The organism is Streptomyces sp. NRRL B-24085 (genome assembly GCF_001282115.1).
In the GTDB taxonomy this organism is placed as follows: Bacteria; Actinomycetota; Actinomycetes; order Streptomycetales; family Streptomycetaceae; genus Streptomyces.
Map to the genome: position 1 here is coordinate 30,888 of NZ_LJBR01000154.1, position 23,484 is coordinate 54,371.

Annotated in this window: 24 protein-coding genes; 12 read left to right on the top strand and 12 right to left on the bottom strand. The window is 70.8% G+C overall.

The window, feature by feature from the left end:
• Positions 1 to 264: 264 nt before the first annotated feature.
• The 6 genes from AOJ26_RS18385 to AOJ26_RS18410 form a co-directional block, all read right to left on the bottom strand.
• Positions 265 to 1,362: a MerR family transcriptional regulator gene (locus AOJ26_RS18385; RefSeq protein WP_053849398.1), complete on the bottom strand. Its 1,098-nt coding sequence runs from the start codon at positions 1,360 to 1,362 to the stop codon at positions 265 to 267.
• An 84-nt stretch (positions 1,363 to 1,446) separates the two neighbouring features.
• Positions 1,447 to 2,331, bottom strand: coding sequence for a LysR family transcriptional regulator (locus AOJ26_RS18390; protein WP_053849399.1), 885 nt, complete (start codon positions 2,329 to 2,331; stop codon positions 1,447 to 1,449).
• Positions 2,332 to 2,496: 165 nt separating this feature from the next.
• Positions 2,497 to 3,354, bottom strand: coding sequence for an NAD-dependent epimerase/dehydratase family protein (locus AOJ26_RS18395; RefSeq protein ID WP_053849400.1), 858 nt, complete (start codon positions 3,352 to 3,354; stop codon positions 2,497 to 2,499).
• 554 nt (positions 3,355 to 3,908) lie between these two features.
• A complete protein-coding gene (locus AOJ26_RS18400) occupies positions 3,909 to 4,352 on the bottom strand; it encodes a MarR family winged helix-turn-helix transcriptional regulator (protein ID WP_053849401.1) in 444 nt (147 codons plus the stop codon).
• Positions 4,353 to 4,671: 319 nt separating this feature from the next.
• Positions 4,672 to 5,232, bottom strand: a complete 561-nt coding sequence (locus AOJ26_RS18405) for a quercetin 2,3-dioxygenase (RefSeq protein WP_053849402.1) — start codon at positions 5,230 to 5,232, stop codon at positions 4,672 to 4,674.
• A 108-nt stretch (positions 5,233 to 5,340) separates the two neighbouring features.
• On the bottom strand, positions 5,341 to 5,964 hold the full coding sequence (locus tag AOJ26_RS18410; RefSeq protein WP_053849403.1) for a MarR family transcriptional regulator: 624 nt from the start codon (positions 5,962 to 5,964) through the stop codon (positions 5,341 to 5,343).
• Between the two features lie 424 nt (positions 5,965 to 6,388).
• Between AOJ26_RS18410 and AOJ26_RS18415 the strand changes: the two genes are divergently transcribed.
• Genes AOJ26_RS18415 through AOJ26_RS18425 form a run of 3 tightly spaced genes read left to right on the top strand, consistent with a single transcriptional unit; the run spans position 6,389 to position 12,468 of the window.
• Positions 6,389 to 9,493: an FAD-binding and (Fe-S)-binding domain-containing protein gene (locus AOJ26_RS18415; protein WP_078959949.1), complete on the top strand. Its 3,105-nt coding sequence runs from the start codon at positions 6,389 to 6,391 to the stop codon at positions 9,491 to 9,493.
• A gap of 45 nt (positions 9,494 to 9,538) precedes the next feature.
• Complete coding sequence (locus AOJ26_RS18420) at positions 9,539 to 11,362, top strand: thiamine pyrophosphate-requiring protein (RefSeq protein WP_053849405.1); 1,824 nt, start codon at positions 9,539 to 9,541, stop codon at positions 11,360 to 11,362.
• Positions 11,359 to 12,468 carry an enolase C-terminal domain-like protein gene (locus tag AOJ26_RS18425; protein WP_234358589.1) on the top strand — a complete coding sequence of 370 codons (1,110 nt, stop codon included), beginning with the start codon at positions 11,359 to 11,361 and terminating at the stop codon, positions 12,466 to 12,468. Before AOJ26_RS18420 ends, AOJ26_RS18425 begins: the two co-directional genes overlap by 4 nt.
• A gap of 38 nt (positions 12,469 to 12,506) precedes the next feature.
• Here AOJ26_RS18425 and AOJ26_RS18430 read toward each other — a convergent pair whose 3' ends face one another.
• On the bottom strand, positions 12,507 to 13,103 hold the full coding sequence (locus AOJ26_RS18430) for a hypothetical protein (RefSeq protein WP_234358590.1): 597 nt from the start codon (positions 13,101 to 13,103) through the stop codon (positions 12,507 to 12,509).
• A gap of 295 nt (positions 13,104 to 13,398) precedes the next feature.
• Between AOJ26_RS18430 and AOJ26_RS18435 the strand changes: the two genes are divergently transcribed.
• From AOJ26_RS18435 to AOJ26_RS18445, 3 genes are all read left to right on the top strand, one after another.
• Entirely contained in the window at positions 13,399 to 13,629 is a 231-nt protein-coding gene (locus tag AOJ26_RS18435) for a hypothetical protein (protein ID WP_143663518.1), read from the top strand.
• 3 nt (positions 13,630 to 13,632) lie between these two features.
• Entirely contained in the window at positions 13,633 to 13,812 is a 180-nt protein-coding gene (locus tag AOJ26_RS18440; protein ID WP_053849407.1) for a hypothetical protein, read from the top strand.
• A 115-nt stretch (positions 13,813 to 13,927) separates the two neighbouring features.
• Complete coding sequence (locus tag AOJ26_RS18445; protein ID WP_053849408.1) at positions 13,928 to 14,749, top strand: MerR family transcriptional regulator; 822 nt, start codon at positions 13,928 to 13,930, stop codon at positions 14,747 to 14,749.
• Positions 14,750 to 14,950: 201 nt separating this feature from the next.
• On the opposite strand, the gene AOJ26_RS18450 is transcribed toward AOJ26_RS18445, so the two are convergent.
• A complete protein-coding gene (locus AOJ26_RS18450; RefSeq protein ID WP_053849409.1) occupies positions 14,951 to 15,688 on the bottom strand; it encodes an SDR family NAD(P)-dependent oxidoreductase in 738 nt (245 codons plus the stop codon).
• Positions 15,689 to 15,772: 84 nt separating this feature from the next.
• Between AOJ26_RS18450 and AOJ26_RS18455 the strand changes: the two genes are divergently transcribed.
• The gene (locus AOJ26_RS18455; RefSeq protein WP_053849410.1) at positions 15,773 to 16,414 is read left to right on the top strand and encodes a TetR/AcrR family transcriptional regulator; all 642 of its coding nucleotides are present in this window, start codon (positions 15,773 to 15,775) and stop codon (positions 16,412 to 16,414) included.
• An 83-nt stretch (positions 16,415 to 16,497) separates the two neighbouring features.
• Here AOJ26_RS18455 and AOJ26_RS18460 read toward each other — a convergent pair whose 3' ends face one another.
• Together AOJ26_RS18460 and AOJ26_RS18465 are read right to left on the bottom strand one after the other, a co-directional pair.
• The gene (locus AOJ26_RS18460; RefSeq protein WP_053849411.1) at positions 16,498 to 17,457 is read right to left on the bottom strand and encodes a sensor histidine kinase; all 960 of its coding nucleotides are present in this window, start codon (positions 17,455 to 17,457) and stop codon (positions 16,498 to 16,500) included.
• The gene (locus AOJ26_RS18465; protein WP_053849412.1) at positions 17,454 to 18,236 is read right to left on the bottom strand and encodes an MEDS domain-containing protein; all 783 of its coding nucleotides are present in this window, start codon (positions 18,234 to 18,236) and stop codon (positions 17,454 to 17,456) included. Before AOJ26_RS18465 ends, AOJ26_RS18460 begins: the two co-directional genes overlap by 4 nt.
• A gap of 191 nt (positions 18,237 to 18,427) precedes the next feature.
• Here AOJ26_RS18465 and AOJ26_RS18470 point away from each other — a divergent pair, with 191 nt between their 5' ends.
• Positions 18,428 to 18,880 (top strand): hypothetical protein, encoded by a 453-nt coding sequence (locus AOJ26_RS18470; protein WP_053849413.1) that lies wholly within the window; start codon positions 18,428 to 18,430, stop codon positions 18,878 to 18,880.
• 146 nt (positions 18,881 to 19,026) lie between these two features.
• Here the strand turns inward: AOJ26_RS18470 and AOJ26_RS18475 are convergent, their stop codons facing one another.
• Positions 19,027 to 19,566, bottom strand: coding sequence for a hypothetical protein (locus AOJ26_RS18475; RefSeq protein ID WP_053849414.1), 540 nt, complete (start codon positions 19,564 to 19,566; stop codon positions 19,027 to 19,029).
• A 342-nt stretch (positions 19,567 to 19,908) separates the two neighbouring features.
• Between AOJ26_RS18475 and AOJ26_RS18480 the strand changes: the two genes are divergently transcribed.
• The gene (locus AOJ26_RS18480; RefSeq protein WP_053849415.1) at positions 19,909 to 20,187 is read left to right on the top strand and encodes a hypothetical protein; all 279 of its coding nucleotides are present in this window, start codon (positions 19,909 to 19,911) and stop codon (positions 20,185 to 20,187) included.
• 234 nt (positions 20,188 to 20,421) lie between these two features.
• On the top strand, positions 20,422 to 20,970 hold the full coding sequence (locus AOJ26_RS18485) for a VanZ family protein (protein WP_053849416.1): 549 nt from the start codon (positions 20,422 to 20,424) through the stop codon (positions 20,968 to 20,970).
• Between the two features lie 45 nt (positions 20,971 to 21,015).
• Here the strand turns inward: AOJ26_RS18485 and AOJ26_RS18490 are convergent, their stop codons facing one another.
• A complete protein-coding gene (locus AOJ26_RS18490) occupies positions 21,016 to 22,242 on the bottom strand; it encodes a metallophosphoesterase (protein WP_053849417.1) in 1,227 nt (408 codons plus the stop codon).
• Between the two features lie 463 nt (positions 22,243 to 22,705).
• On the opposite strand from AOJ26_RS18490, the gene AOJ26_RS18495 reads away from it, so the two are divergent.
• Both AOJ26_RS18495 and AOJ26_RS18500 read left to right on the top strand, forming a co-directional pair.
• Positions 22,706 to 23,032 (top strand): WhiB family transcriptional regulator, encoded by a 327-nt coding sequence (locus AOJ26_RS18495; RefSeq protein ID WP_053849418.1) that lies wholly within the window; start codon positions 22,706 to 22,708, stop codon positions 23,030 to 23,032.
• 92 nt (positions 23,033 to 23,124) lie between these two features.
• Positions 23,125 to 23,445 (top strand): hypothetical protein, encoded by a 321-nt coding sequence (locus AOJ26_RS18500; RefSeq protein ID WP_053849419.1) that lies wholly within the window; start codon positions 23,125 to 23,127, stop codon positions 23,443 to 23,445.
• Positions 23,446 to 23,484 lie beyond the last annotated feature (39 nt).

The window sequence follows — 23,484 nt, forward strand, 5'->3', positions numbered from 1 at the left end:
GGCTCGGCGCCGTGAGGACTTGTCGGGCCGGTCCCTGTTCGACGAGCTTGGCGGCGTCCAGGACGGCGATGCGGTGGGTCATGGCGCCGGCGTCGAGGTCGTGGGAGATCAGGACGAGGGACGGGTCGTCACGCGCTCACCCGCCGGAGCCTCCCCGGCCTCCTCACCACCCTGCTCCGCGACTCGTCGCAGATGAGGACGAGGGCGCGAGCGAGGGAGGCGACCGTCCGGGAGCCGCCATGACGCTGACACTGCCGTTGCGGTTCAGGCGATGAGCAGGCGAAGGCCCAAATCTGCCGCGTCGAGGTCGGCGAGGTCGCTGTTGTGCTCGGCCCACCGTCCGGATGTGAGGTCGTCGGCGAGGTTTCGTACCGCCCGCTCCTCGGCCTCCGGCCCGACCCTCGTCCACACCGACATCGCACGCCGCACGTGATCCTCTAGATACGCCCCGGGCCGGCGCCAGTAGGCCTCGAAGAGGCCGTCGGCGCAGTCCCACGGGACGGGCACCGGCTCAACGCGGGCACCGATCGCGTCGGCCATCCCCGCGAGGGAGGGGAATTCCGCGAGGACGGCGGCGAACTCGGGCAGGTAGTCGCGGGTGAGCCAGAACCGGTCCTGCCAGCCCGGCTCGTCGGTGTCGAACGTGAGCACCACCACACGTCGGGCCACGCGCCGCATCTCACGCAGTCCAGCTGTCGGGTTCACCCAGTGGTGAACGGTGGAGACGGCCATCGCGACGTCGAAGGAGCGGTCCTCGAACGGCAGGTTCTCCGCGGCGGCGGCCACGCACGGCGCCGAGCCGGCAGGCCGCTGCTCCCGCATGACGGCCGAGGGCTCCACCGCGGTCACGTCGCGATCGGCGGGCTCGTAGGAGCCGGTGCCGGCGCCGACGTTCAGCACCGTCCGCGCGTCTCCGAGCGCGTCCCAGATCTGCGCGGCGATCCGCGGATCGGTACGCCGGGTCGCGGTGTAGGCACCGCCGATCGCGTCGTACAACCGCGCGCCGAGCATCTCCAGTTGCTCCTCCGGTGTCACCTTCAGTCCCCTTGCCCGCGCCCTGAGTTCCCTGTCGATGGCCGCCACCATGGCGTCGGCGCGATCACGCCGCTCCAGCATCAGGCCCCGCAGCCGGCGCAGGTGCGCGACCGTGTCGGCGGACGGGTCGCCGACCAGTTCCGCGACCTCCCGCAGCCCGAAGCCCAACCGCCGGTAGGCCAGCACCTCACGCAACCGCTCCACGTCGGCCGCCGAGTAGGCCCGGTACCCGGCCGGGGTCCGCGCCGACGGCCGGACGAGCCCGATCGCGTCGTAGTGATGCAACGTGCGGACGCTCACGCCGGCGAGCTCGGCCACGCGTCCCACGGTCCAGTGATCCTCCACGGCTCCGACTATGCGGCCTGACGTCACGTGAGGGTCAAGGAGTACTCATCGCAGCAAAGTGCAGCACTAGAGCTCCCGCGTCCCGGGCCGGCCCAGCGTCTCCGTCGCGGCCTCGGCGAAGTCGTGGACGAGGGGGGAGCGCCGGGACGACACCCATGCCAGGGCGACCTGGTTGGGGCCGAGGTCCTCCACGGGCAGCGGAACGACGTCCGGGCGGGTGTAGAAGGTCGCGGTGGACAACGGCAGTACGCACACGCCGGCACCGGAGGCCACCAGTTCCAGCTTCTCCTCCACCTGGTGGATGGCCGGGACCTCGGGGCGCCGCCCTTCGCGCAGTTCCACGGCCACGTCACGCCACTCGGGTACGGCATCCGGGTCCTGGAGGAGATGCTCGGAGGCGAGATCGTGCACGGTCACCGAGGCGTGGCCCGCCAGGCGGTGCCCCACCGGCAGTACGACGACCCGGGGCTCCTGGAAGAGCGGCCGCACCTCCAGCCCGCGCCGGTCGACGGGCAGCCGTACGATGCCGATGTCCGCCCGGCCGTCCAGCAGCACCTCCACCTGGTCGTGCCAACTGGTCCGCAGCAGACGTACGTTGACGTCGGGGCGGTGCTTGGCGAACGCGGCCGTGGCCGGGGTGACCGTGATGCCGGGCATGAAGCCGACGGTGAGGGTGGGGGTGTCCCGCGCCGCCGCCCTCGCCCGCCGCAGGAGTGCCTCGGCCGACGCGAGCAACGGCACGGCGTCCTCCAGTAGTTGCTCTCCGGCCGGCGTGAGCAGGGTGCCGCGCCGGTCACGGTCGAAGACCGCTGCGCCGAGTTCGTCCTCCAGGCTCCGGATCTGACGGGACAGGACCGGCTGCGCGATGTGCAGCCGCTCGGCAGCGCGTCCGAAGTGGAGCTCCTCGGCCACAGCCACGAAATAACGGAGCTTCCGCAGATCAAGATCCACCCGGACTCACCGCTCCCTCTCTGCGGGGCGACGGCCCGTCCGGGCAGTCGGCCGTTCTGAACGACTCCGCCGGCGTCCCGTGGGGCGACCGGGGCAACCAGTGACGAATCTACCGTTCCGGTCGTGGTCGGCCGCCGCAGGCAGGGCGGAGGCCGACCCGGCCGGTCACTCGCCGGCGAGCACGGCCAGCGGGTCCGTGTGTGCCGGGACCCACCCCAGTTCGGCCTCGGCGCGCGCCGGGGTGAGCTGCTGGTCCAGCGCGAAGGCGTCCGCGATCGGGCCCATCTGCTCGCGGGCCTGCTCCAGGGTGAGGGAGGCGACCTTGCCGTCCAGACCGACGGACCGCGCGATCGCCAGCGCGCACTCCTTCGCCGTGGGGTTCACGCCGCCTACGCCGACGTACACCGAACCGGGCTTCGCCTTCACAGCGGCGGCGTAGAGCTCCGCGATGTCGTCGACGTGGACCAGCGCCCAGCGGTTGTCGCCGTCGCCGATGTACGGAACGGCGCCCGCTTCCCGGCCCGGACCGGTGTAGAAGATGTCGATCAGACGGTTCTCGCCGCCGTACAGCAGCCCGGGCTGCACCACGACGGGGCGGCCACCCTGCTGGGCGCGGCGCAGTACGGCCTCCTCGACGGGCTTGCGCCAGGCGACCACCGGCGGCGGGTTCCAGGGGGCGGTCTCGTCCACGACTCCGTCCGTGTCGCCGTAGACCCAGGTGCCGCCGGTGTGGACGTAGGCGCCGGTGCCGATGCCGTCCTGCATGGCGGTGGCGGCCGCGAGGTCCTCGTCCCCGGTCTCGGCCTGCGCCAGGTGGATCACCGCCTCGGCGCGGGCGGCGGCCGCGTTCAGCACACTCAGGTCCCGCAGTCCGCCGCGCACCGGCGCCGCGCCGAGGGAGGCGACGGTCTCGGCGGCGCGGTCGTTGCGGGCCAGCGCCTCCACGGTGTGCCCGTGGCGGACCAGCGCGCCGATCGTGGCCTTGCCGATGTATCCGGATCCGCCGGTGAGGAAGATCTTCATGGTCAGGGGCTCCTGTCTTCGCAGGTGTCGTTGGCTTCGCTGATCAGCGTGCGTCCGGCGGCGGTCGTGCGTCCAAGACCTCTTTCGGCGTCTGTGATACCCGGAGGGCATCAGGGGGCTCTGTTCCGGTCCGTCGTGGTGGGGGTCCGGGTCTCCATTTCTCCCGCCGGCTCGCTTCGTCGCCTGCGGCCGCGCCAGCGCTGCGGCGGGGCCGTGACCGGTCCGTCCCACGAGTGCGGCAGCCGTGCGCGTCGGCGGGGCTGTCGTCGGGCACGGTCTGTCCGATCCCGGCCGGACTGGAACCGGAACAGGTCGGCTGGGTGGACAGCGTGCGGGAAGACCTCACCGTGCATGAGCAAGCCGGCCGTCCGCGCCGCCGCTTCCACCGGATCACCGAAGGCGGCGCCGAGCAGGCGTGCGGTGCCCTCGCGCACACCTGCCGCGCCCGCAGACGACCTCTGCCGGGAGGGGCTGCCGCAGGCCCGATCGCCGACGGGGGAGTGTCATGAACGCCCGGCTCCGGAGGGCACAGCGCCCTGCACCGCGGTACCCCCTCAGGGCGCCGTGACCCGCGGGGACTCGCCCCAGTCCGCCGCCAGCGTCTGCCGCAGCGCCTCGACGGCCGACGGGCCGATGCGGTCGGCGAGGACCGACTCGATGACCGCGATGGTGGCCTGGGCCCGTTCGTGGACGCGCAGGCCCTCTGCCGTCGTGCGGATCAGGATCCTGCGCGCGGAGCCGGGGTCGGGGATCTGTTCGAGCAGACCCATGCCGATGAGGGCGTGCACCACCTGATGGGCCGTCTGCCGGGTGACGCCGATGCGGCGGGCGAGTTCCGACACGGTCGTACCCTCGGGATCGAGTCGCGCGAACACCGATGCCTGGGTCGAGGTCACCGGCTGCTCGCCCGCCGCCTCCATGCTGGCGAAGAGGGCGTCCTCGAACCAGCGACGGGATTCGGCGAACAGTTGAGGCAGATTGGCCACGCGCTGGCTCATGGCTCCTTCATGGGGTCGGTGACAGGCGGGATTATCCCCTGCCGCCGTGCCCGACGCCCTTGCCGTCCCTTCCCCGGTCGGCCGCGTCGACATGCCGGGCGGCGAGGTCGAGGCTCGCGGTGAAGCACCGTTATACGTCCTCCTCCTCGATCCCCGCCCACAGGTGGTTGCCGCCCCGCACGCTGACCGTCGATGAGTCCGTCAGCGGTCATGGACGGTGTCCTCGTGCCGGGGCGTGGTGCGGTGCGGGGGAGTCCGGCCGTCCGGCCCGGAGCGGATCGCCGCCGCGGCATGCCGCAGCGCCTTCAGGTACGGCATCTCAGCCCTCCGTACGCCATTCGTGACCCGGCAGGAAGCGCACGTCGTACTTCTGCGGCACGGTGGCGAACTTGCTGCCCTCCGGGACGAACGGCTTTGCGGGCAGGGTCAGTTCGTCGGTGGGGGTGCCGAGGCTCTCGAAGAAGCGCTCGAAGGTGCCGCCCGGTCCGGCGGCCACGCCGACGATCTGGGTGTGGTGCCGTTCCATGCGGTAGGCGTGGGGGCAGTTCTTCGGGACGAAGCCGAAGTCGCCGGGCGTGAGCAGCTTTTCGTGCTGTTCGCCGTCCAGGTCCTCCACGAAGAGGCGGACCGCGCCCTGGGTGACGTAGAAGACCTCGTAGGTGTCGGGGTGGGAGTGCGCCGGGATCAGCTCGCCCTTGGGGCCGTCGCAGGTGAAGAAGTTGAAGGTGTTCTCGGTCTGCTCGCCGCCTGCGTAGACCGTGAAGAGGTCACCGAAGAGGTGGGCCCGGTCCCCGTGGCCCTTCTCGATGAAGTACGGCTTGCCCGGCTCGGGCGGGATGCGTGAGCGGGTGCGATACCGGGTGGCGTACTCGATGGTCATGCGGAACCTCCGGCCGGATCGAGAGCCATGTCAGGTTACCTGACATTAATGGTGGGAGTAAGGCCTTGGCGAGATCACTCGCGGGGGCGTGGCCGGTGTGGCTCCGCTTCAGTCCAGGTCTCGGACGCTGTCGCCGTTCGCCCGACGGCGGCCTGCCCGAGGGGGGTTCGGTGGGGTCGGGTTGAGCGGGTCGTCGATCAGGCCCCCCACCCGGCGCGTCTCGTCGAACGGGTCCACGGCCATCTCGTGCGCCGCCGTGGTGAGGGCCTTCAGGGCGGGGACGAGCCCGGCGCGCGCGTCGGCGGGCAACCGCTCGACGAGCGAGCGGATCTCGGTACGCCGGTGGGCGAGGACCCGCGCCACGAGGTCCCGGCCGGCGGGGGTGAGGCGCAGGATGACTTCCCGCCGGTTGCCGGGGTTGGTCCTGCGGTCGATGAGCCCGGCGGTCTCGAGGCGCTCGACCATGCGCAGGGCGGTCGAGGGGTTGACTCTCAAGGTCGCTGCCAGTGCGGCGAGCTTGACCGGTCCGCAGGTGTCCAGCACCACGAGGGCGCGGAGCTGGGGCAGGGTGAGGGATTCGTCGGTGGAGGCGAGCGCCCGTGCGGAGATCGCGACGAGCAGTCTTGATGCAGACATGACCGCCATGGTGACGTCCTCGGCTTCCTGGTCGAGCGCCGAACGGGCAGGCGAATCATCCGAGGGCTGCGGGTGCGGGGGATCCTGGCGTCTCATCGCTGTCTGTTCCGCTTCTCCGTCGCGTGCGGTCTGGGATCTGGACTGGTTGCGAGGGCGACCCGGGTGAGCCGGGCCGTTCGGCCCGCTCGGGGTACCCCTGCTGCGCCGGGTGCATCCGCCGTGCCCGGCTCGCGGTGATCACGTACCGGATCTAACGTCTGAACCGACGGTCCGCCGGTACTCGCAAAGAAACGCGTGTGGAGGCGGGGCGGGTGCACGGCAGCCCGTGGGCTCACGGAGCAGGGTCGCTGAAATGCCCGCAAAAAACATCATTGCACAGTGCAATGGTGGGTACTCGCGGGTCGGAGGCTCGCCGAAGGCTCACTCACCGCCGCGAGGCGAGGTGCGCGCACGGGTCGACGAGTCCTTCAGCACATGATCCCGCCTCGCACACGGGGCAGGCCGAAGGAATGGTTTCCCGATGAGTCCTACTTCGCGACAGGGCGGCCGCGGCCCGGGCGGCGGGCGGCCCGAGTCGGTCGACGTGGTGGAACTGGAGGCCGCGCTGCGAGCCGCCGTCGACGGCGAGGTGCGCTTCGACGCGGGCAGCAGAGGGGCGTACGCCACGGACGGCTCCAACTACCGCCAGGTACCCCTGGGGGTCGTGGTTCCCCGCACTGTGGACGCGGCCGTACGGACGGTGGAGGTGTGCCGGAGGTTCAGGGCCCCCGTGCTGTCCCGCGGCGGGGGCACCAGCCTGGCCGGGCAGGGGACCAACACCGCCGTGGTCATCGACTGGACCAAGTACTGCCACGCACTGGTCTCCGTGGACCCGGACGCCCGCACCTGCGTGGTGGAGCCCGGGATCGTCCTGGACGAGCTCAACCGGGAGTTGTCGGACCACCGGCTCCAGTTCGGGCCGAAACCCTCCACGCACAGCCACTGCTCCCTGGGCGGGATGATCGGCAACAACTCGTGCGGCGCGTCCGCGCAGGCGTACGGCAAGACCGTGGACAACGTGCGCCGGCTGGAGATCCTCACCTACGACGGCACCCGCATGTGGGTCGGGCCGACGGACGCGGAGGAGCGGAAGCGGATCGCGGCCGAGGGCGGTCGCCGGGCCGAGATCCACTCCGGTCTGGAGCGGATCGTGACCGAGTACCTGGCGGACATCCGGCAGGGCTACCCGAAGATCCCGCGCCGGGTCTCCGGCTACAACCTGGACTCCCTGCTGCCCGAGAACGGCTTCGACCTCGCCAAGGCACTGGTCGGCAGCGAGGGCACTCTGGTGACGGTGCTGCGCGCCGAACTCGACCTGGTGCCGGTACCGGCCTGCCAGGCGCTGCTGGTCCTCGGCTACGACGACATCTGCCGCGCCGCCGACGACGTACCCGAACTCCTGCGGCACTGCTCGCCCGGACAACTGGAGGCGCTCGACGGCCGGATGGCGCAGCTCATGCGCGAGGAAGGGGCCTACCTCGACTCCCTCGACACCCTTCCGGACGGCGACAGCTGGCTGATGCTCCAATTCGTCGGGGACAGCCCGGACGACGTGGACGAGCAGGCACACGCCCTGCTGCGGGCGCTGGGCCGCAGCGAGAAGGACGCCACGGTGGCCTTCTCCGACGACCCGGAGCGCGAGCAGAAGATGCTAAGGGCCCGCGAGGCGGGACTCGGCGTGACCGCGCGCCCGCCGGACGACCGGGAGACCTGGGAGGGCTGGGAGGACTCCGCCGTACCGCCCGAGCGGCTGGGCGACTACCTGCGTGACCTGAAGAAGCTGTTCACGGAGTTCGACTACGACCACCCCTCGCTGTACGGGCACTTCGGCCAGGGCTGTGTGCACACCCGCATCCCGTTCGGGCTGAAGTCCGCCGAGGGTGTCGCCGGCTTCCGCCGCTTCCTGGAACACGCCGCCGACCTCGTGGCCTCCTACGGGGGCTCACTGTCCGGCGAGCACGGCGACGGGCAGGCCCGGGGCGAGCTGCTCACCCGCATGTTCGGCGAACGGCTCGTGACCGCGTTCGGCGAGGTGAAGGCCCTCTTCGACCCGGACGACCTGATGAACCCGGGCAAGGTCGTCGACCCCAACCCCGTCGACGGACAGTTGCGGCTCGGCCCCACGTGGCGGCCGACCCCCACCGACACCCACTTCGGCTACCCGGACGACGAGCACTCCTTCACCCGGGCCGTGATGCGCTGCGTCGGCATCGGCAACTGCCGCAGCCACCAGGGCGGTGTCATGTGCCCCTCCTACCGGGCCACCAAGGAGGAGGAGCACTCCACCCGAGGGCGCTCCCGCCTGCTGTTCGAGATGCTCGACGGACACGCCGACTCGGCCGTCACCGATGGCTGGCGCTCGACCGAGGTCCGCGACGCCCTCGACCTGTGCCTGGCCTGCAAGGGCTGCAAGTCCGACTGCCCCACGGGTGTCGACATGGCGACGTACAAGGCGGAGTTCCTGGCCCACCACTACGAGGGGCGCCCGCGTCCGGCGGCCCACTACTCCATGGGCTGGCTGCCGCTGTGGGCCCGTCTGGCACAGGCCGCCCCCTCCCTGCTCAACAGCGTGTTGCAGGCCCCGGGACTGGCCCGCGTGGGCAAACGGCTGGCCGGGGTGGACGACGCCCGCCAGGCGCCGCTGTTCGCACCGCAGTCGTTCCTCGCGTGGTGGCGGGAGCGGGACGCGGACCAGCCGGACCCCGCCGACCCGCGGACCGTGGTGGTCTGGCCCGACACGTTCAGCACCTTCTTCCATCCCTCGATCGCGATCTCGGCGGTACGCGTCCTGGAGGACGCCGGCTTCCGCGTCGCCGTGCCGACGGACGCCGTGTGCTGCGGACTGACCTGGATCTCCACCGGGCAGCTCACCGTCGCCAAGAAGGTCCTGCGCCGCACGCTCGACGTCCTGCGCCCGTACATCGAGGCCGGCACGCCGGTCATCGGGCTCGAACCGTCCTGCACCGCCGTGTTCCGCTCCGACGCGCCGGAGCTGATGCCCGACGACCAGGACGTGCGGCGCCTGGCCGGCCAGTTCCGCACCTTCGCCGAACACCTCGTGCACCACGCGCCGAAGGACTGGCAGCCACCCGCGCTGACCCGGCAGGCCGTCGTGCAGACCCACTGCCACCAGCACGCGATCATGAAGGACGACGCCGACCGTGAACTCATGCGCCGCGCCCACCTCGACGCCGACGTGCTGGACGAGGGCTGCTGCGGCCTGGCCGGGAACTTCGGCTTCGAACGCGGTCACCACGAGGTCTCCATGGCCGTCGCGGAACAGGGCGTGCTGCCGGCGGTGCGCGCGGCCGCCCCCGACAGCCTGCTCCTGGCCGACGGATTCAGTTGCCGCACCCAGATCGAACAGGGCGACACCGGCCGCCGGGCCCTGCACCTGGCCGAGGCACTGGCCCTCGGCCTCGACGGCAACCTGCCCAGCGACCATCCCGAACGCCTGGCCCGCAGGCCGTCCGGGCCGTCGCGGTCCGCGCGCTGGGCGATCACCGCGGGCGCGGTCGCACTGACGGCGGGCACGGCCGCCCTGGCCGGCCGCAGCGCCGCGCGAAGCCTGCGAGGCCACCCGTAACCCCCCAACCGACGTACGCACACGTCCCATCGGAAAGGTCAGCACATGTCGACGAAGGTCTCCGACCACATCCTCGAACGACTGCGCGCCTGGGAGGTCGAGCACGTCTTCGCCTACCCCGGCGACGGCATCAACGGACTGCTCGCCGCCTGGGGACGCGCCGACAACAAGCCCCAGTTCGTCCAGGCCAGGCACGAGGAGATGGCCGCCTTCGAAGCCGTCGGCTACGCGAAGTTCTCCGGCAGGGTCGGCGTGTGCGCCGCCACCTCCGGACCCGGCGCCATCCACCTCCTCAACGGGCTGTACGACGCGAAGCTGGACCACGTGCCCGTCGTCGCGATCGTCGGGCAGACCAACCGCAGCGCGATGGGCGGCTCCTACCAGCAGGAGATCGACCTGCTGAGCCTCTTCAAGGACGTCGCCTCGGACTTCTGCGAGATGGTCACCGTCCCCGAGCAGTTGCCCAACGTCCTCGACCGGGCCATGCGCACGGCCATGGCACGCCGCTCGGTGACAGCCGTCATCGTCCCCGCCGACGTGCAGGAGCTCGACTACTCCCCGCCCGAGCACGCCTTCAAGATGGTCCCCTCCAGCCTGGGCATGTCCCACTACGCGCCCGTGCCCGCCGACTCCGACATCGAGCGCGCCGCCGAGGTCCTCAACGCCGGTGAGAAGGTCGCCGTCCTCATCGGCCAGGGTGCCCGCGGCGCCCGCCAGGAGGTCATGGAGGTCGCCGACAAGCTGGGTGCCGGCGTGGCCAAGGCCCTGCTCGGCAAGGACGCCCTCGACGACGACCTGCCCTATGTCACCGGTTCGATCGGCCTGCTGGGCACCCGTCCGTCGTACGAGCTGATGCAGGACTGCGACACCCTGCTGGTCATCGGATCCAGCTTCCCCTACACGCAGTTCCTGCCCGAGTTCGGCCAGGCACGCGCCGTGCAGATCGACATCGACCCGCACATGGTCGGCCTGCGCTACCCGTTCGAGGTCAACCTCGTCGGCGACGCCCGCGTCACCCTCCAGCGGCTGCTGCCCCATCTGCGGCCGGCCAAGAACGATGCCTGGCGCAAGAAGATCGAGAAGAACACCGCCCGCTGGTGGGAGGTCATGGAGCGGCGTGCCGCGGTGGACGCCGAGCCGATCAACCCCGAGTACGTGGCCCACGCCCTGAACGGCCTGCTGCCCGAGAACGTCATCCTGGCCGCCGACTCCGGTTCCGCCGCCAACTGGTACGCACGCCACCTGCGGCTGCGCGGTGGGATGCGCGGCTCGCTCTCCGGCACGCTGGCCACCATGGGCCCGGGCGTCCCCTATGTGATCGGCGCGAAGTTCGCGCATGGCGACCGTCCCGCGATCGCGCTCGTGGGCGACGGGGCGATGCAGATGAACGGTCTCGCCGAGCTGATCACGGTCGCCAAGTACTGGGAGCAGTGGGCGGATCCGCGCCTCGTAGTGGCGGTGTTCAACAACCAGGACCTCAACCAGGTCACCTGGGAGATGCGGGCCATGTCCGGCGCCCCGCAGTTCCTGCCCTCGCAGTCCCTGCCCGACGTCGCCTACGCCGACTTCGCCCGGTCGGTGGGCCTGGGCGGGATGCGGATCGAGAAGCCGCAGGACGTGCAGGGCGCCTGGGAGACGGCGCTGGCGGCCGACCGGCCCTTCGTCCTGGACTTCCGCACCGACCCGGCGGTGCCGCCCATCCCGCCGCACGCGTCCCTCGACCAGATCGAGGCCGCGGCGCTGTCCGTCCTCAAGGGCGACAGCGACCGTGCCGGGATGGTCCGCCAGGGCTTCAAGGCCAAGGTCCAGGAAATGCTGCCCGGCCACCGCCGTCGCGAGGACCGGCCCGGTACCGGAGAGGATCAGTGACGCGCAAGGAGACGGTGGAACGGCTGGAGACGGCCGTCTACACGGTGCCGACCGACACGCCGGAGGCGGACGGCACCCTGAGCTGGGACAGCACGACCCTGGTGCTCGCGACCGTGCGCTGCGGTCCGGTCACCGGGATCGGCTGGACCTACGCTCCGGCGGCCGCGGCCCGGATCGTCGACGACGTGCTCGCCGACGTCGTCGTCGGCCGCCCCGCCTTCGACGTGCCGGGGATCAACGAGGCCATGCAGCGGGCCGTGCGCAACGCCGGCCTGCCCGGGGTCGCCGCGCAGGCGATCTCCGCCGTGGACATCGCCCTGTGGGACTGCAAGGCCCGTCTGCTGGACCTGCCCCTGGTGGACCTGCTCGGCGCGGCCCGCGCGGAGGTGCCGGTCTACGGAAGCGGAGGGTTCACGACCTACGACGCCGAACGGCAGGACCGCCAACTACGGGGCTGGGCGCAGGAACTGGGCGTCCCCCGCGTCAAGATCAAGATCGGTGAGTCGTGGGGGCGGTGCGAGGAACGCGACCTGCGGCGCGTCGCCGAGGCCCGCGCGAGCATCGGCGACACGGCGGCGCTGTTCGTGGACGCCAACGGCGCCTACGGCGCCAAACAGGCCGTCCGGGTCGCCGCCGCGCTGGCCGACGAGGGCGTGACCTGGTTCGAGGAACCCGTCTCCTCCGACCACCTCACCGCCCTCGCCCACGTGCGCGACCGTGTCACCGCCGACGTCGCCGCCGGCGAGTACGGCTACACCCTCCCGTACTTCGAGCACATGCTCGCCGCCGGAGCGGTGGACTGCCTCCAGGCGGACGTCACACGGTGCGGAGGCATCACCGTCTGGCTGCGCGTCGCCGCCCTCGCCCACGGCAGGGGTCTGGACATCTCCGGCCACTGCGCACCGCACGCCCACGCCCACGCGGCGGCGGCCGTGCCCAACCTGCGGCACCTGGAGTGGTTCCACGACCACGTCCGCATCGAGGGCATCCTGTTCGACGGCGTCCTCGACCCGGCGGGCGGCAGCGTCGACCCCGCCGAAGGCACCGGGCCCGGGCTGGGTCTGGCTCTGAACACCGAGCGCGCCCAGCGGTATCGGGTGACCTGAACAGGAGTGCCGTACCCGGGTACGACGCCTCGGCCGCACTACTGCGCCCAGTGCGCCATGTCCCGCGCGGTACCGATCAGGCACTCCACGTCGGTCGGGAAGCCGGCGAGGGCGTGGGCGGTCAGGCGCAGGTGGCCCTCCAGGCAGACCAGGCGGTCCTGCCGCTCGCCGACGAGGATGAGCGGAGGGAACCTCTCGCCACCGGTGAGTGCGTGGGAGGCGTCGACGAACGGTTCGTTCGGTACGTCGAAGGCCCGTAGCCCCGCTCTGATGCGTGCCGCGGCGTCGGCCGGCCGGCGACTGCCGCCCGACAGTTCGATCCAGTACGAGTAGTCGAGGTACCGCACGCCGGCAACCTCGTCGGCGGACAGAACCGCCCTGGTCCACGTGACGTCGGTGGGGAAGTCCTGGAACAGGCCGCGGTTCTCGCCGTACCCGCGCGTCGCGGCGAGCAGGGCGCGACGTGCGAGGTTCGCTCCGGTGTCGGAGAAGTCCGGGCGCGTCAGCAGCTGTTCGTCATGCCCGGCTGCCTCCAGCCGGGACCGGAGGTTCCGGCCGAACCTGGGGCTGGACAGCTCGCCGCCCAGGAAGCAGGCGATCATCTCGTCCTCGCTGCTCACGCCCAGTACTCGCACGGCCCTCAGCATAGGTTCGTTCAGCGGCCTGACGGTCGTGTCGGTCGCCGCGCCCGTGAGCTGTGCGACGCCGTCCGCGACACGGAGACTGCCGCCTCCGGCGACGGTACCGTCGTGCAGCGCGAGGTAGGGCACCACGCCGGCTGTCGCGAAGTACCGTTCGGGGGCGGCCCCCGCCGGCGCCGCAAGGTGCCGTCCCGCCGCAGTTCGCGTCGGCGGCGTGAGCAGCTTCCCAGGACGGTCGCCCGGGTGAGGGACTGGCCCCGGTCCGGGGCCGGGGGAATGATCAGGGCCCATGGGAACACGGGCACGTTGGGGGACACGCGCCGTCATCGCCGTATGCGTGGCGGCCGTGATGTGGCTGCTGGTGACCGCCGTGCGGGACGGCTGGGGTGTGGCCGACCCGGTGGCGAGTGTCCTCGGCTCGGCCGCGGGACTCGTCGCCCTGGTCCTCTCCCTGCGGGCGGCCCCTGATACGCCGTCCGCCACGACCAGCCACCCGGCGCCGCCCGAGGTGCCGAAATGATGGGTGAACAGGGACGAAGCGGCTGTCGTCGTCAAGGCTGTCCGCAGGCGTACCGGGTGCTGGGGCACCATGGGGCGGGAGGTGAGCGGCCGCGTGGTCGTCGCAGCGGAGGTCGCGGAGGAGACCCGCCTGATCACCGGGGACACCACCGAGTTGTTCTCCTTCGAGTACATGAGTGGCTGACAGGGAAGGGCTCGGTCGCCGTTCGGCGAAGGTGCCCCCGTGATCCTGCCGTTCCCCGGCCGCCGAGTAGTTTCTTGACTCTCACACCGTGTCAGGCGGTCAGCTCGGAGACATCATGTTCACCATCGGAGACTTCGCCCGGCACGGCCGCGTCTCGATCCGGATGCTGCGTCACTACGACGCCACCGGACTCCTGCACCCGGCTCATGTCGATCCCGCCAGCGGCTATCGCTACTACACCGCCGCCCAGCTCGCCCGCCTCAACCGGATCATCGCGCTCAAGGACCTCGGGTTCACCCTCCAGCAGGTCCAGGACATCGTGGACGAGAAGGTCGGCGCCGAGGAGCTGCGCGGCATGCTGCGGCTGCGGCGGGCCGAACTGGAGACCGCGATGGCTGCCGCGGGAGCGCGGCTGGTCCAGGTCGAGGCGCGGCTCCGAGCGATCGAGAGCGAGGGGCACATGCCCACGAACGACGTCGTCATCAAGAGCGTTCCTCCCACCCGGGTGGCCGAACTGACCGCGAGCGCCGCGAGCTTCGAGCCCGAGGACATCGGCCCGGTCATCGGACCGCTCTACGACGAGCTGTTCCGGTGCCTGGAGGCGGCGGGCATCACCCCCACGGGTCCCGGCGTCGCGTACTACGAGGACGCCCCGGAAGGCGGCGGCAGGATCAGCGTCCATGCCGCCGTCGAGGTCTCCGCACCTCTCCAGGACGGCGCCTTCCGAGTCCTCGACCTGCCGTCGCTCGACCAGGCGGCGACCATCGTGCACCGCGGCTCGATGGACACCGTCCTCCCCTCCGCCCAGACGCTGGCCCACTGGATCGACGCCCACGGCTACCGGTCGACCGGTTATCCCCGCGAGATCAACCTGGAGTGCCCGGAGGACCGCGACGACTGGGTGACGGAACTACAGGCACCAGTGACCCGGGCCTGATCGACCGCCACCGGAGCCGACCGGTGATCACGCTGGGGCAGCGGGAGACCGCAAGGGTGTCCCGCTGCCCGACCCGTCGTCGCGGGACGCGCCCTCCGAAGCCGCGGCCACGCGCTCGTCGCTCCGGGCGCTGGGCCGGTACGACGCACACGTGTGGCCCTGTCGCTTCGAGGTGGCAGGACGCGCACCCCGGGCCGTCGTTCAGACCCGGGTGTAGCCGCCGTCGGCGAAGAGTTCGGCGCCGGTGACGAACGACGAGGCGTCCGAAGCCAGGAAGAGGGCGGCCTCGGCAATCTCCTCGGCGTCGGCCAGCCGCCCCAGGGGCACGAGGGCCTCGGCGAACTGTTCGACGTCCGGCCCGGCGGCGCCCAGCAGGCCAGGGGTGCGCGTGGGCCCCGGGCTGAGCAGGTTGACCCGGAAGCGGCGCTCCCGCGACTGGCGGGCCCAGTTGTGCACGAGGTTGCTCACCGCCGCCTTCGAGGCGCTGTAGACCTCGAGGTGCTCATTGGGCCGCACGCTGTTGCTCGAGCCGATGACCAGGACGGACGCGTTCTCCGCCAGCAGCGGAAGTGCTTTCTGGACGGTGAACAGCGGGCCCTTGACGTTGACGGCGAGCGTCAGGTCGACGTTCGCCTCGGTGTGGGCGCCGAGCGCCGCGTCCGCGACGATCCCCGCGTTGGCCACCAGCACGTCGATGTGTCCGGCCTCCTCACGGACCCGCGTGTAGAGCGCGTCCAGGTCGGCCAGGACCGAGACGTCGGATCGTACGCCGATGGCCGCGGGGCCCAGTTCCTCGACCGCCGCTTCGAGGCGGTCGAGGTCCCGGCCGGTCACGAACACCCGCGCGCCCTCCCGGACGAAGCGGTGGGCGATGGCCAGCCCGATTCCACTGGTCCCTCCGGTGATCACGGCCACCTTGTCGTGCAGCACGCCTGGCATGTCGAACCCCTTCGGTTCTGGAATGGATCGTCCACAACCTAGGGAGTAATGGACGATCGAGTCAAGAATGGATAGGCTGAGAGCATGCCGAGACCACGCGCGTTCGACGAAGACCGAGTCCTGGAGCGGGCCCGGGAACAGTTCTGGGCGACCGGCTACGCGGGAACCCGGATGGACGACATCGCCCAGGCCACGGGTCTCGGCAAGGGCAGTCTGTACGGCGCTTTCGGCGACAAGGGCAAGCTGTTCCACCGTGTGTTCGGTGACTGGTGCACCGCGGTCGTCGAGGTGGCCGAAGGGCGGCTGACGGGTGGCCCGGACGCGGAGGCACTGGCCCGCCTGTCGGGATACGTGCACCTGATGGCGGAGAACACCGCCTCCGACATCGAGCGCCGCGGATGCCTGTTGGCCAAGGGCGTGGCGGAACTGGCCCAGCACGATCCGACGGTCGCCGACCGGTCGGCGGAGACCATGACGGCGCTGCTGACCCTGCTGCGCACGGAGATCAGCGCGGCCCAGCGCCACGGCGACATCGACAGCACTGCGGATCCGGAGCGGTTGGCGGCCCTGCTGCTGACGGTGGTCCGCGGTATCGAGGCGGTGGGCAAGGCCGGCCTGGCCCCGGAGACAGTGCGGAACATCGCGGACACCGCACTGGCGCTCCTGCCCGTGCGTGGGGGTGAGGAACGCCCCGTGACCGGGCGCGGCACGGCGCGCGAGACGTAGCCCGGCGCCCTCATCCGAGGGACCCGGTCCAGGCGGCGCAGGGTCGCAGGTCGCTGCGTTGCACCGCCCAGGCGCTGCTGCCGTCAGCCGGTGAGCTCGGTGTGGAGGCGGACGGTGGTCCCGGTGTCGGGGGTGGAGCGGATCTCGACGAGGTCGCAGAGCTGGTGGGCGAGCCACAGGCCCCGCCCGCCGGCCTGGGTGCTGGTCGGTCTGCGCCGTCCCGCCAGGGGATCCGCGATGTAGCCGGCATCGCGGAACTCGCACACGAGGCGGCGGTCCTCGCCCCAGGTCCGCAGCGTGCCGTGTCCGCCGCCGTGGCGGATGCTGTTGGTGGCTATCTCGGTGGCCGCCAGGTGCAGCTCGCGCAGTCGGTGGCCGCCCAGCCCGAACTGTTCGGCGCAGGCCGAGATCTTCTCCCGCATGGCCTGCAGGTCACCGCTGGCGTAGATGAACTCCTCGTAGGGGTCGCACGGGTGGCTCAGCGGCGCGAAGGCGAACGGGGCCTGCGAGTCGTAGTCCGTACACGCCGAACTGCGTCCGCCCGACCGGATCCGGGGGTGGCAGCGGGTGAGCTGCTCCAGGGCGGCGTTCTCGCCAGAGGTGTCGTAGGGACACAGCAGCCACAAGGCGGGGCCGTCGGCGAAGGCCTTGTTCAGCAGCCACTCGTGATAGCGGAGCTGTTCCGCCTGCGCCTGACTGCGTACTTCGTCCCAGGGGGACTCGCCGATCCCGCGCACGGGCCGCCCCTCCGCGGCGTGCTCGCTGATCCATTCCTGCCAGGCTCCGATGAGCCGGCCCGGGTGGTGCGCCACCGCGCTGGTGTCGACGTAGTGGACCGTCCCGTCTCCGGGCACCTCGGAGCGGAGAAGGGACGCCTTGTGCTCGGGGACGGCCACGACGACCGCCTCGCCTCCGTCGAGGGCTTCCTGGATGAAGCCGACGGTGCCCTGGAGGAACTCGTCACGGCCCGCGTACGGGTACAGCTCGTGCCGGTAGCCGGCCTGGGTCGGCGGGGGAGTGTCGGAGTGCGAAGGGAGAGTCACGGTGCCATCACCACCGGGATCGAGGGGACGGCGAAGCCGGACAGATCCCACGCCAGCCGCAGTGTTTCGTTCGTGCCTTCCAGGACCACCTTGCGGTCGGGAAGGTGTCGGGCGGCGTCCGCCAGGGTGCCCATCGCAGCCGCGTCGAAGAACTCCAGGCCGTGGCAGATCAGGCGCACGGTCGCGTTCTGCGCGAGCAGCGTGCACAGGACCGCACCGAAGGCGCCGGCGCCTTCGGCGTCGATGACCCCGTTCACCGTCCAGCCTTCCTTTCCCGTCCGGTACACCCGGAACGCTGGTGATGCCGGACGGCTGCCCAGGTGGTGGGGGTGCACACACCTGACTTCTTCCAGTGTAGAAGCGTCCCACTCGGCACCTCGGTAGGCGCAGACCACAAGGGCACCGCTGTCCGCAGCGAACTCCTCCAGATCCAGCTCGCTGCGCAGCAGCTCCTCGGGGCCCTCGGGCCACGCGCCAGGAGTCACGTGGTGCAGCACGCGCAACGACCGGTACCCCTCCCGTCCGGCGCTCTCCGCCTCACGGCGCACCGCGGCGATCAGGGAGCCGCCCAGCCGGGCGGGGTCGAGCACCGTCTGCGCGTACTCGCCGGCCGTCTGCCCGGCCGGGCCGACGATCATCACCTTGTCGCCGAACAGGGCCCCGTCCGCGACGAAGGCCCGGCTGCGGTCCATGACGTCGTCCGTCGGCCCCATGAGCTGGCAGATGTGATCACCGCTGCCGGCCTCGTCGAGTGTGGCCAGGGTGCGCGCCCCTCTCACCGATCCTCCCTCGCTCTGATGCGCTCAACCCTACTGACATACCCCGTACAGCGTCCGGGTGGGTGATCTCCAGGCGGGGCGGGGCGTGGGGCGGATGCGGATGCTCAGAGGTAGTCCGCGCTGTCGATCACACGTGCGCGTAAAGCTGCGGAGTCCGGAGCTGGCCTTCAGCGGGCTGTCATCATGCTCGGGTGGTCCACGACATCGTGTTCTTCCTCGCACCCGACGACAAGACCGCTGCTGCGACACGTCTGCGGGGACCCGGCCGGGCCTTCGAGACAGTCGCCTGCCGTTTCGTCGAGCCGGACAGCGCCATCGTCGAGTGGGACATGTACTTCGCGGAGCCTTCGGCCGAGGCCCCACCGCTGGAGCGGCTCCTCAAGTGGACATGGCCGGAGTGGGTGACCGCACCCTTGAACGACGGCGTCGAGGTGTTCGCTCTGCCGGAGCGGCTGACCCGAGCACTGGCCGGCGCGAGCCCGACCCAACTCGAGGAACTCGCGGACCGCTGGTCCGCGCGGCTTCGATCCGAGGACGGAGACGACATGACCGACGATGACCTGTCGGCAGTCCTGCGGGGAGTGGCCCGGCTCGCGGCGTCCGCGGTGAACACCGGTGGCGGCGTCTACAGTTGGAGCTTTTGACCCCGCCTGCGAAGGCGGCGGCCTACCGCGTTTCCGTGTCTGCCCGAACACGTTGGTGCCCACTGCGCCAGCAGTCTGATGCTGGCGCAGTGGGCCGATTCAGTGTCAGTTCTGCTTGCCCGGAGGGGTGTTGACCCGCTCAGGCGTCAGCCGTACCAGGTTTGGATGAGGCCGACGTTGTCGTTGAGGTTCGCGCCGAGGTACGGCACGGGGAGCCGGAAGGTGGTGGCGTAGTTGAGGGCGCGGTTGTGGAACGTCGCCACGGTGCAGCGGTTGTACCCCCTGGCCGAGCTGATGTTCTGCGACCAGTAGGAGTCCGGGTGCAGTGAGTAGCCGGAGCTGTCGCACGGCCCTGCGTTGCCGTAGACGCTGGTGCTGGGCGTCCGGTAGTCGGTGTTGGCGTACCAGACCATCAGCAGGGTCGCCTGGGCGGACCTGCCACCGGTCGCGGCCTTGGTTTCGAGGTGGGCGCGTGCGTCGGCGGCCGACTTGGTCGAGCAGTAGCGGTAGAGCTCCGGCGAGGCTTTGCCGTTCGCGGGTGCCTTGCCCACGAGGACCGCGCAGTTCTTCGGTGCCGGGGCGGCGGTGTCCGCCGCGCTGTTCGGTGCGCCGGTCATCAGCAGGCCGGACACGCCGGCCGCCGCGATCAGGCTCGCGATGCTCTTCCGGCGGGTGAGTACGGTCATTCGTTTCCCCCTTCATGGTGTGCCGTGCGGGCGTGGACGGTGTCCGGTCGCGGGGTGCGGCCGGGGAGTCCGATCCAGGTGTAGCCGTTGGGTCCTTGTTCGCCTTCGGAGTCCTGTTGTCGAACAAACAAAGCCCGAAAAACCGCGCGTTGGCGCGAGTGTGATCACTGAGATGAGCGCTGATCGGGGCGTGCGGCCGTGAACACGCCCGCCATTTCGCTCCAGACCGAAAGGACTCGCCCCTGCGACGGTGCCGAGCGCAAGCTGACTGCGGAATCCGGGACCTGTTCCGCGGGGGACCGGTATCGCGTGTCTGATGGCTCATTGATGAGGGGTAAGCCGATGATCAAGAAGATGATGCAGGCGACCGCCGTGTTGGTGCTCGCCATGGGGACTGTTACGGGCGTCGCCGCGACCGCGCAGGCCGGCGAACAGGGCGTGCGGCCGACTGGCGACAGGGGCAGCGTCAGTGTCCAGAGCGTGAAGTGGCAGGGGCCGTTCGGAACCTATTCCTCCTGCCTGACCGTCCAGAACGAGTTCCGCCGCTACTACGACATCACCATCACGTGCACGTACTACGCTTCCTCCGGCTACTACTTCGCGTACGAGGACGGTCGCTGAACAGCAGAGATTCCAGCGACCAGGAGGAGACAGTGAGCAAAGGCTTGGGTTCGGCCCCGGATCACGGGACCCACGCCGGGCGCAAACACACCGCTGAGCCTTGAGCTCCATGCCAGTTCAAGGTTTGCCCTCACGATGACCGTGTTCGTCACGGCCACCGACGCCGATCAATACGCTGCCGATATGTGCCGCCGGTGAGACTGCCGATGACAACCGGATGGAAGAGGTGGCAGGGTGCGACTCGAGGGGTGGCACGGCTGGGTCGGTACGTTCACCGGGGTGGTGCTCCTCACGGTGGCCACGTTGCCGGTGGCAGTGCTGGCGGCGTGGGCTCTGGCCCGCCGACGGAGGCTCGCCGGTGCCAAGGCTGCGACGGCATCGCGCACGTCGATTGCCGAGGTCGGCATCGTCTACGGGACAGTGCCGCCGGTCTGGTTGATCCTGCTGCCGGGCGACGAGGACGGGGCGGTGGTGAACCTGGTGCCGCTGCGGGACCTGCTCACGATGGACACGGCCCAGATCGTCGGCAACCTGCTGGTGTTCGCGGCGCTGGGGTTCCTGGCCCCGCTGCGGTTCACGGCGCTGGCATCGGTACGGCGGGTTGTCGCGCTCGGTGCCGGTTGCTCGGTCCTGGTCGAGACAGGGCAGTACGTCCTGCATCTGGACCGGGTGTCGTCCGTGGACGACGTACTGCTCAACACCGCCGGCGCGGGTCTGGCCGCACTGGCGTCACGTGTCTGGTGGCGCCGCACCGGCAGAAGCTCGCTCCCCGCTCAAGCCTGAGCCCCGCGGCCGACTGACCAGTACTCGGTGAGGACGTCCGGACGCTCAGTGCTGAGGCGAGGTGGATCGATGCGGGGAGCGGAGCACGAGCAGGGTGATCTCGCTGGGGGCGAAGACGCGGAACGGCGGGCCCCAGAAGCCGGTGCCGCGGCTGGTGTAGAGGAGCGTGCGGGGGCCGTGGTGGCTGAGGCCGGCGAGGGCGGGCTGGTCCAGGCGGACCAGGTAGTGGAAGGGCCAGATCTGGCCGCCGTGGGTATGGCCGGAGATCTGGAGGTCGATACCGGCGGCGGCCGCCCGGTCGACGAACGTGGGCTGGTGTGCCAGGAGGAGGACGGGCAGGTCAGGGTCGGCGCCGTTCAGAGCTCCGGCGAGGTGTGCGCGGTGCCCTGCCAGCCCGGAGGACTCCGCGGTGACGTCGTCCACGCCGGCGACCACGAGGGTGTCGCCTCCGCGCTCGACCAGTTGATGGCGGTTGCGCAGCGGCTCCCAGCCCAGTTCGTCCATCAGGTCGACCCAGCCCTGGGCCTCGCTGTAGTACTCGTGGTTGCCGGTGACGTAGACACGGGCCTTGCTTGCCCGCACGGTCCCGAGGGGGGCGGCCTGGGCGCGTCGGCGTTCCGCCGTGCCGTCCGCGATGTCGCCGGTGTGGCAGACGAGGTCGGCTTCCAGTGAGTTGACCGTCTCGCACACCCGTGCAGACCAGCGTGCGCGATCGAGTGGGCCGTAGTGGGTGTCGGTGATGAGCACGACTCGCAGCCCGTCCAACCCGGCGCCCAGTCGCGGGAGTTGTACGTCAAGCCGGCGCACGCGCGGCACGCGGCGGGCCTCGGCGTACCCCCAGGCGAGCAGCACGGCGGTTACGGCGAGGGCTGCCCAGGTGACGATCCGGGCCCGGTCCTGGCCGTCGCCGACGCCGGCCGCTATCAGAACGACCCGCAAGAGGACGCCGAGCAGGATGGACCAGGTGAACAGGACCCAGACGCTCCCCAGCAGGGTGTCGCCCATGATCGCCGCCCAGTCCTGCTGACGCCGACCGTGCCCGCGCACCATCGCGAGCGGCATACCGATCAGACCGAGGGCGAACAGCCCGGTGCCGACCAGCGTGACGGGCAGCGGCCAGTGCTGGCCGCCGTACAGCAGCACCCAGCAGGGCACGGCCCACAGGAGAACGGGCGCGATCAGGGGGAGGTAGCGCATGAGGCGGTGCAGTCGGCTCTGCCGCGGGGCTTGCGCTTCACCGTCGGTGGGCCGGGTGTTGCTGGTGTCGGTCACGCTGCTCCTCCTGACCGGGCTGCCGTCTCGCGCACTGTATCCGGTCGCCTTGGGCCGGCTGACTGGTGGCCGCGGGGGCGGCGGCCCAGGGCGTGGGGTGTGCCGGGCGGCGCGGTGACCGCCGCGGAGTGCGGCCGTGGGGGAGCTGCGACGAACGGCAGTTCACCGTGCCGCTTGTGCTTCGCCGAAGAGCCGGCGTGCCCGTCGCGGGCCAGGCCGCACTCGGCGAACGGGCCGTCCGCGAGCGAGCCCCCAACAGCCTCGGTGTGTCCCGAGGTGCCTTCTGAGCCTGCACACATAGCGCCGTTACACCCTGAAGGCAAACGCCGCTCACTCGAAGGTGTGACGATACGGTGCTGATGGACCGATTCTCCGAACGACGTAGTGTCATATGCCTGTTGCTTCGAGCACGGGGCAACAGGCAATGCACGAGGCGGGTCAGAGGAGAGGACGGCATCACAGGATGGCGGACACCGACTGGAGTGAAAAGGGGCTGTGCCGGACCGCGGACCCCGACGACCTGTTCGTTGAGGGCGCTGCGCAGAACCGTGCCAAGGCACTGTGCAGCGGCTGCAGCGTGCGGACCGAGTGTCTCGCCTATGCCCTGGACCAGCGCATCGAGTTCGGCATATGGGGAGGAATGACCGAACGCGAGCGCCGGGCCCTGCTGCGGCGCCGTCCCACGGTCACCTCCTGGCGCCGCCTGCTCGCGACGGCTCGCGAGGCACACGAGCGCAACAACAACACCGTGACCGCGGTCCCTGGGAGACCGTCTCATTTGGCCAGTTGACGGGGCTGTGAGCAGGGGGACTGACAGAGCGGCTCGGCTGTGCCGTCGTCGACCTGACCCGGGACGGTCAGGTCGCCGCCGATAATTCGCCCATGAGACCAGAAGTGCAGGCGTTTGTTGCTCACGGCCCGCTCCCCGACTGTGACGCCGACGAGGAGGAGATCGACGGTCGTGTCCGTCAACTTGAGGCGATAGCCCGGCCGGTCACGTCCGAGGAGGCCAATGCCCTGGCCGCCTGCTTCGGTCCGGACGACTGCTACGGGGTCGCCTGGACGCTGCTGCACCTGATCGAAACGGCCCCCGGACCCGTGCCCTCAGTTGCCCAACCCGCCCCGGACGCCGGCGAATGGCAGCGCACTCTTTGGGCGCGATGGGGAGGCGGAGCGGGCCACGAGGACAACTCGCCGCAGTAGCAGAGCGAGACGTCGACACAGGTGGAACTGGGGGTGTCA

Excerpts from the sequence above, each read along its gene's own strand:
- AOJ26_RS18395 (WP_053849400.1), bottom strand. The coding sequence starts at position 3,354 with ATGAAGATCTTCCTCACCGGCGGATCCGGATACATCGGCAAGGCCACG.
- AOJ26_RS18400 (WP_053849401.1), bottom strand. The coding sequence starts at position 4,352 with ATGAGCCAGCGCGTGGCCAATCTGCCTCAACTGTTCGCCGAATCCCGT.
- AOJ26_RS18405 (WP_053849402.1), bottom strand. The coding sequence starts at position 5,232 with ATGACCATCGAGTACGCCACCCGGTATCGCACCCGCTCACGCATCCCG.
- AOJ26_RS18410 (WP_053849403.1), bottom strand. The coding sequence starts at position 5,964 with ATGAGACGCCAGGATCCCCCGCACCCGCAGCCCTCGGATGATTCGCCT.
- AOJ26_RS18415 (WP_078959949.1), top strand. The coding sequence starts at position 6,389 with ATGAGTCCTACTTCGCGACAGGGCGGCCGCGGCCCGGGCGGCGGGCGG.
- AOJ26_RS18420 (WP_053849405.1), top strand. The coding sequence starts at position 9,539 with ATGTCGACGAAGGTCTCCGACCACATCCTCGAACGACTGCGCGCCTGG.
- AOJ26_RS18435 (WP_143663518.1), top strand. The coding sequence starts at position 13,399 with ATGGGAACACGGGCACGTTGGGGGACACGCGCCGTCATCGCCGTATGC.
- AOJ26_RS18445 (WP_053849408.1), top strand. The coding sequence starts at position 13,928 with ATGTTCACCATCGGAGACTTCGCCCGGCACGGCCGCGTCTCGATCCGG.
- AOJ26_RS18450 (WP_053849409.1), bottom strand. The coding sequence starts at position 15,688 with ATGCCAGGCGTGCTGCACGACAAGGTGGCCGTGATCACCGGAGGGACC.
- AOJ26_RS18455 (WP_053849410.1), top strand. The coding sequence starts at position 15,773 with ATGCCGAGACCACGCGCGTTCGACGAAGACCGAGTCCTGGAGCGGGCC.
- AOJ26_RS18475 (WP_053849414.1), bottom strand. The coding sequence starts at position 19,566 with ATGACCGTACTCACCCGCCGGAAGAGCATCGCGAGCCTGATCGCGGCG.
- AOJ26_RS18480 (WP_053849415.1), top strand. The coding sequence starts at position 19,909 with ATGATCAAGAAGATGATGCAGGCGACCGCCGTGTTGGTGCTCGCCATG.
- AOJ26_RS18495 (WP_053849418.1), top strand. The coding sequence starts at position 22,706 with ATGGCGGACACCGACTGGAGTGAAAAGGGGCTGTGCCGGACCGCGGAC.
- AOJ26_RS18500 (WP_053849419.1), top strand. The coding sequence starts at position 23,125 with ATGAGACCAGAAGTGCAGGCGTTTGTTGCTCACGGCCCGCTCCCCGAC.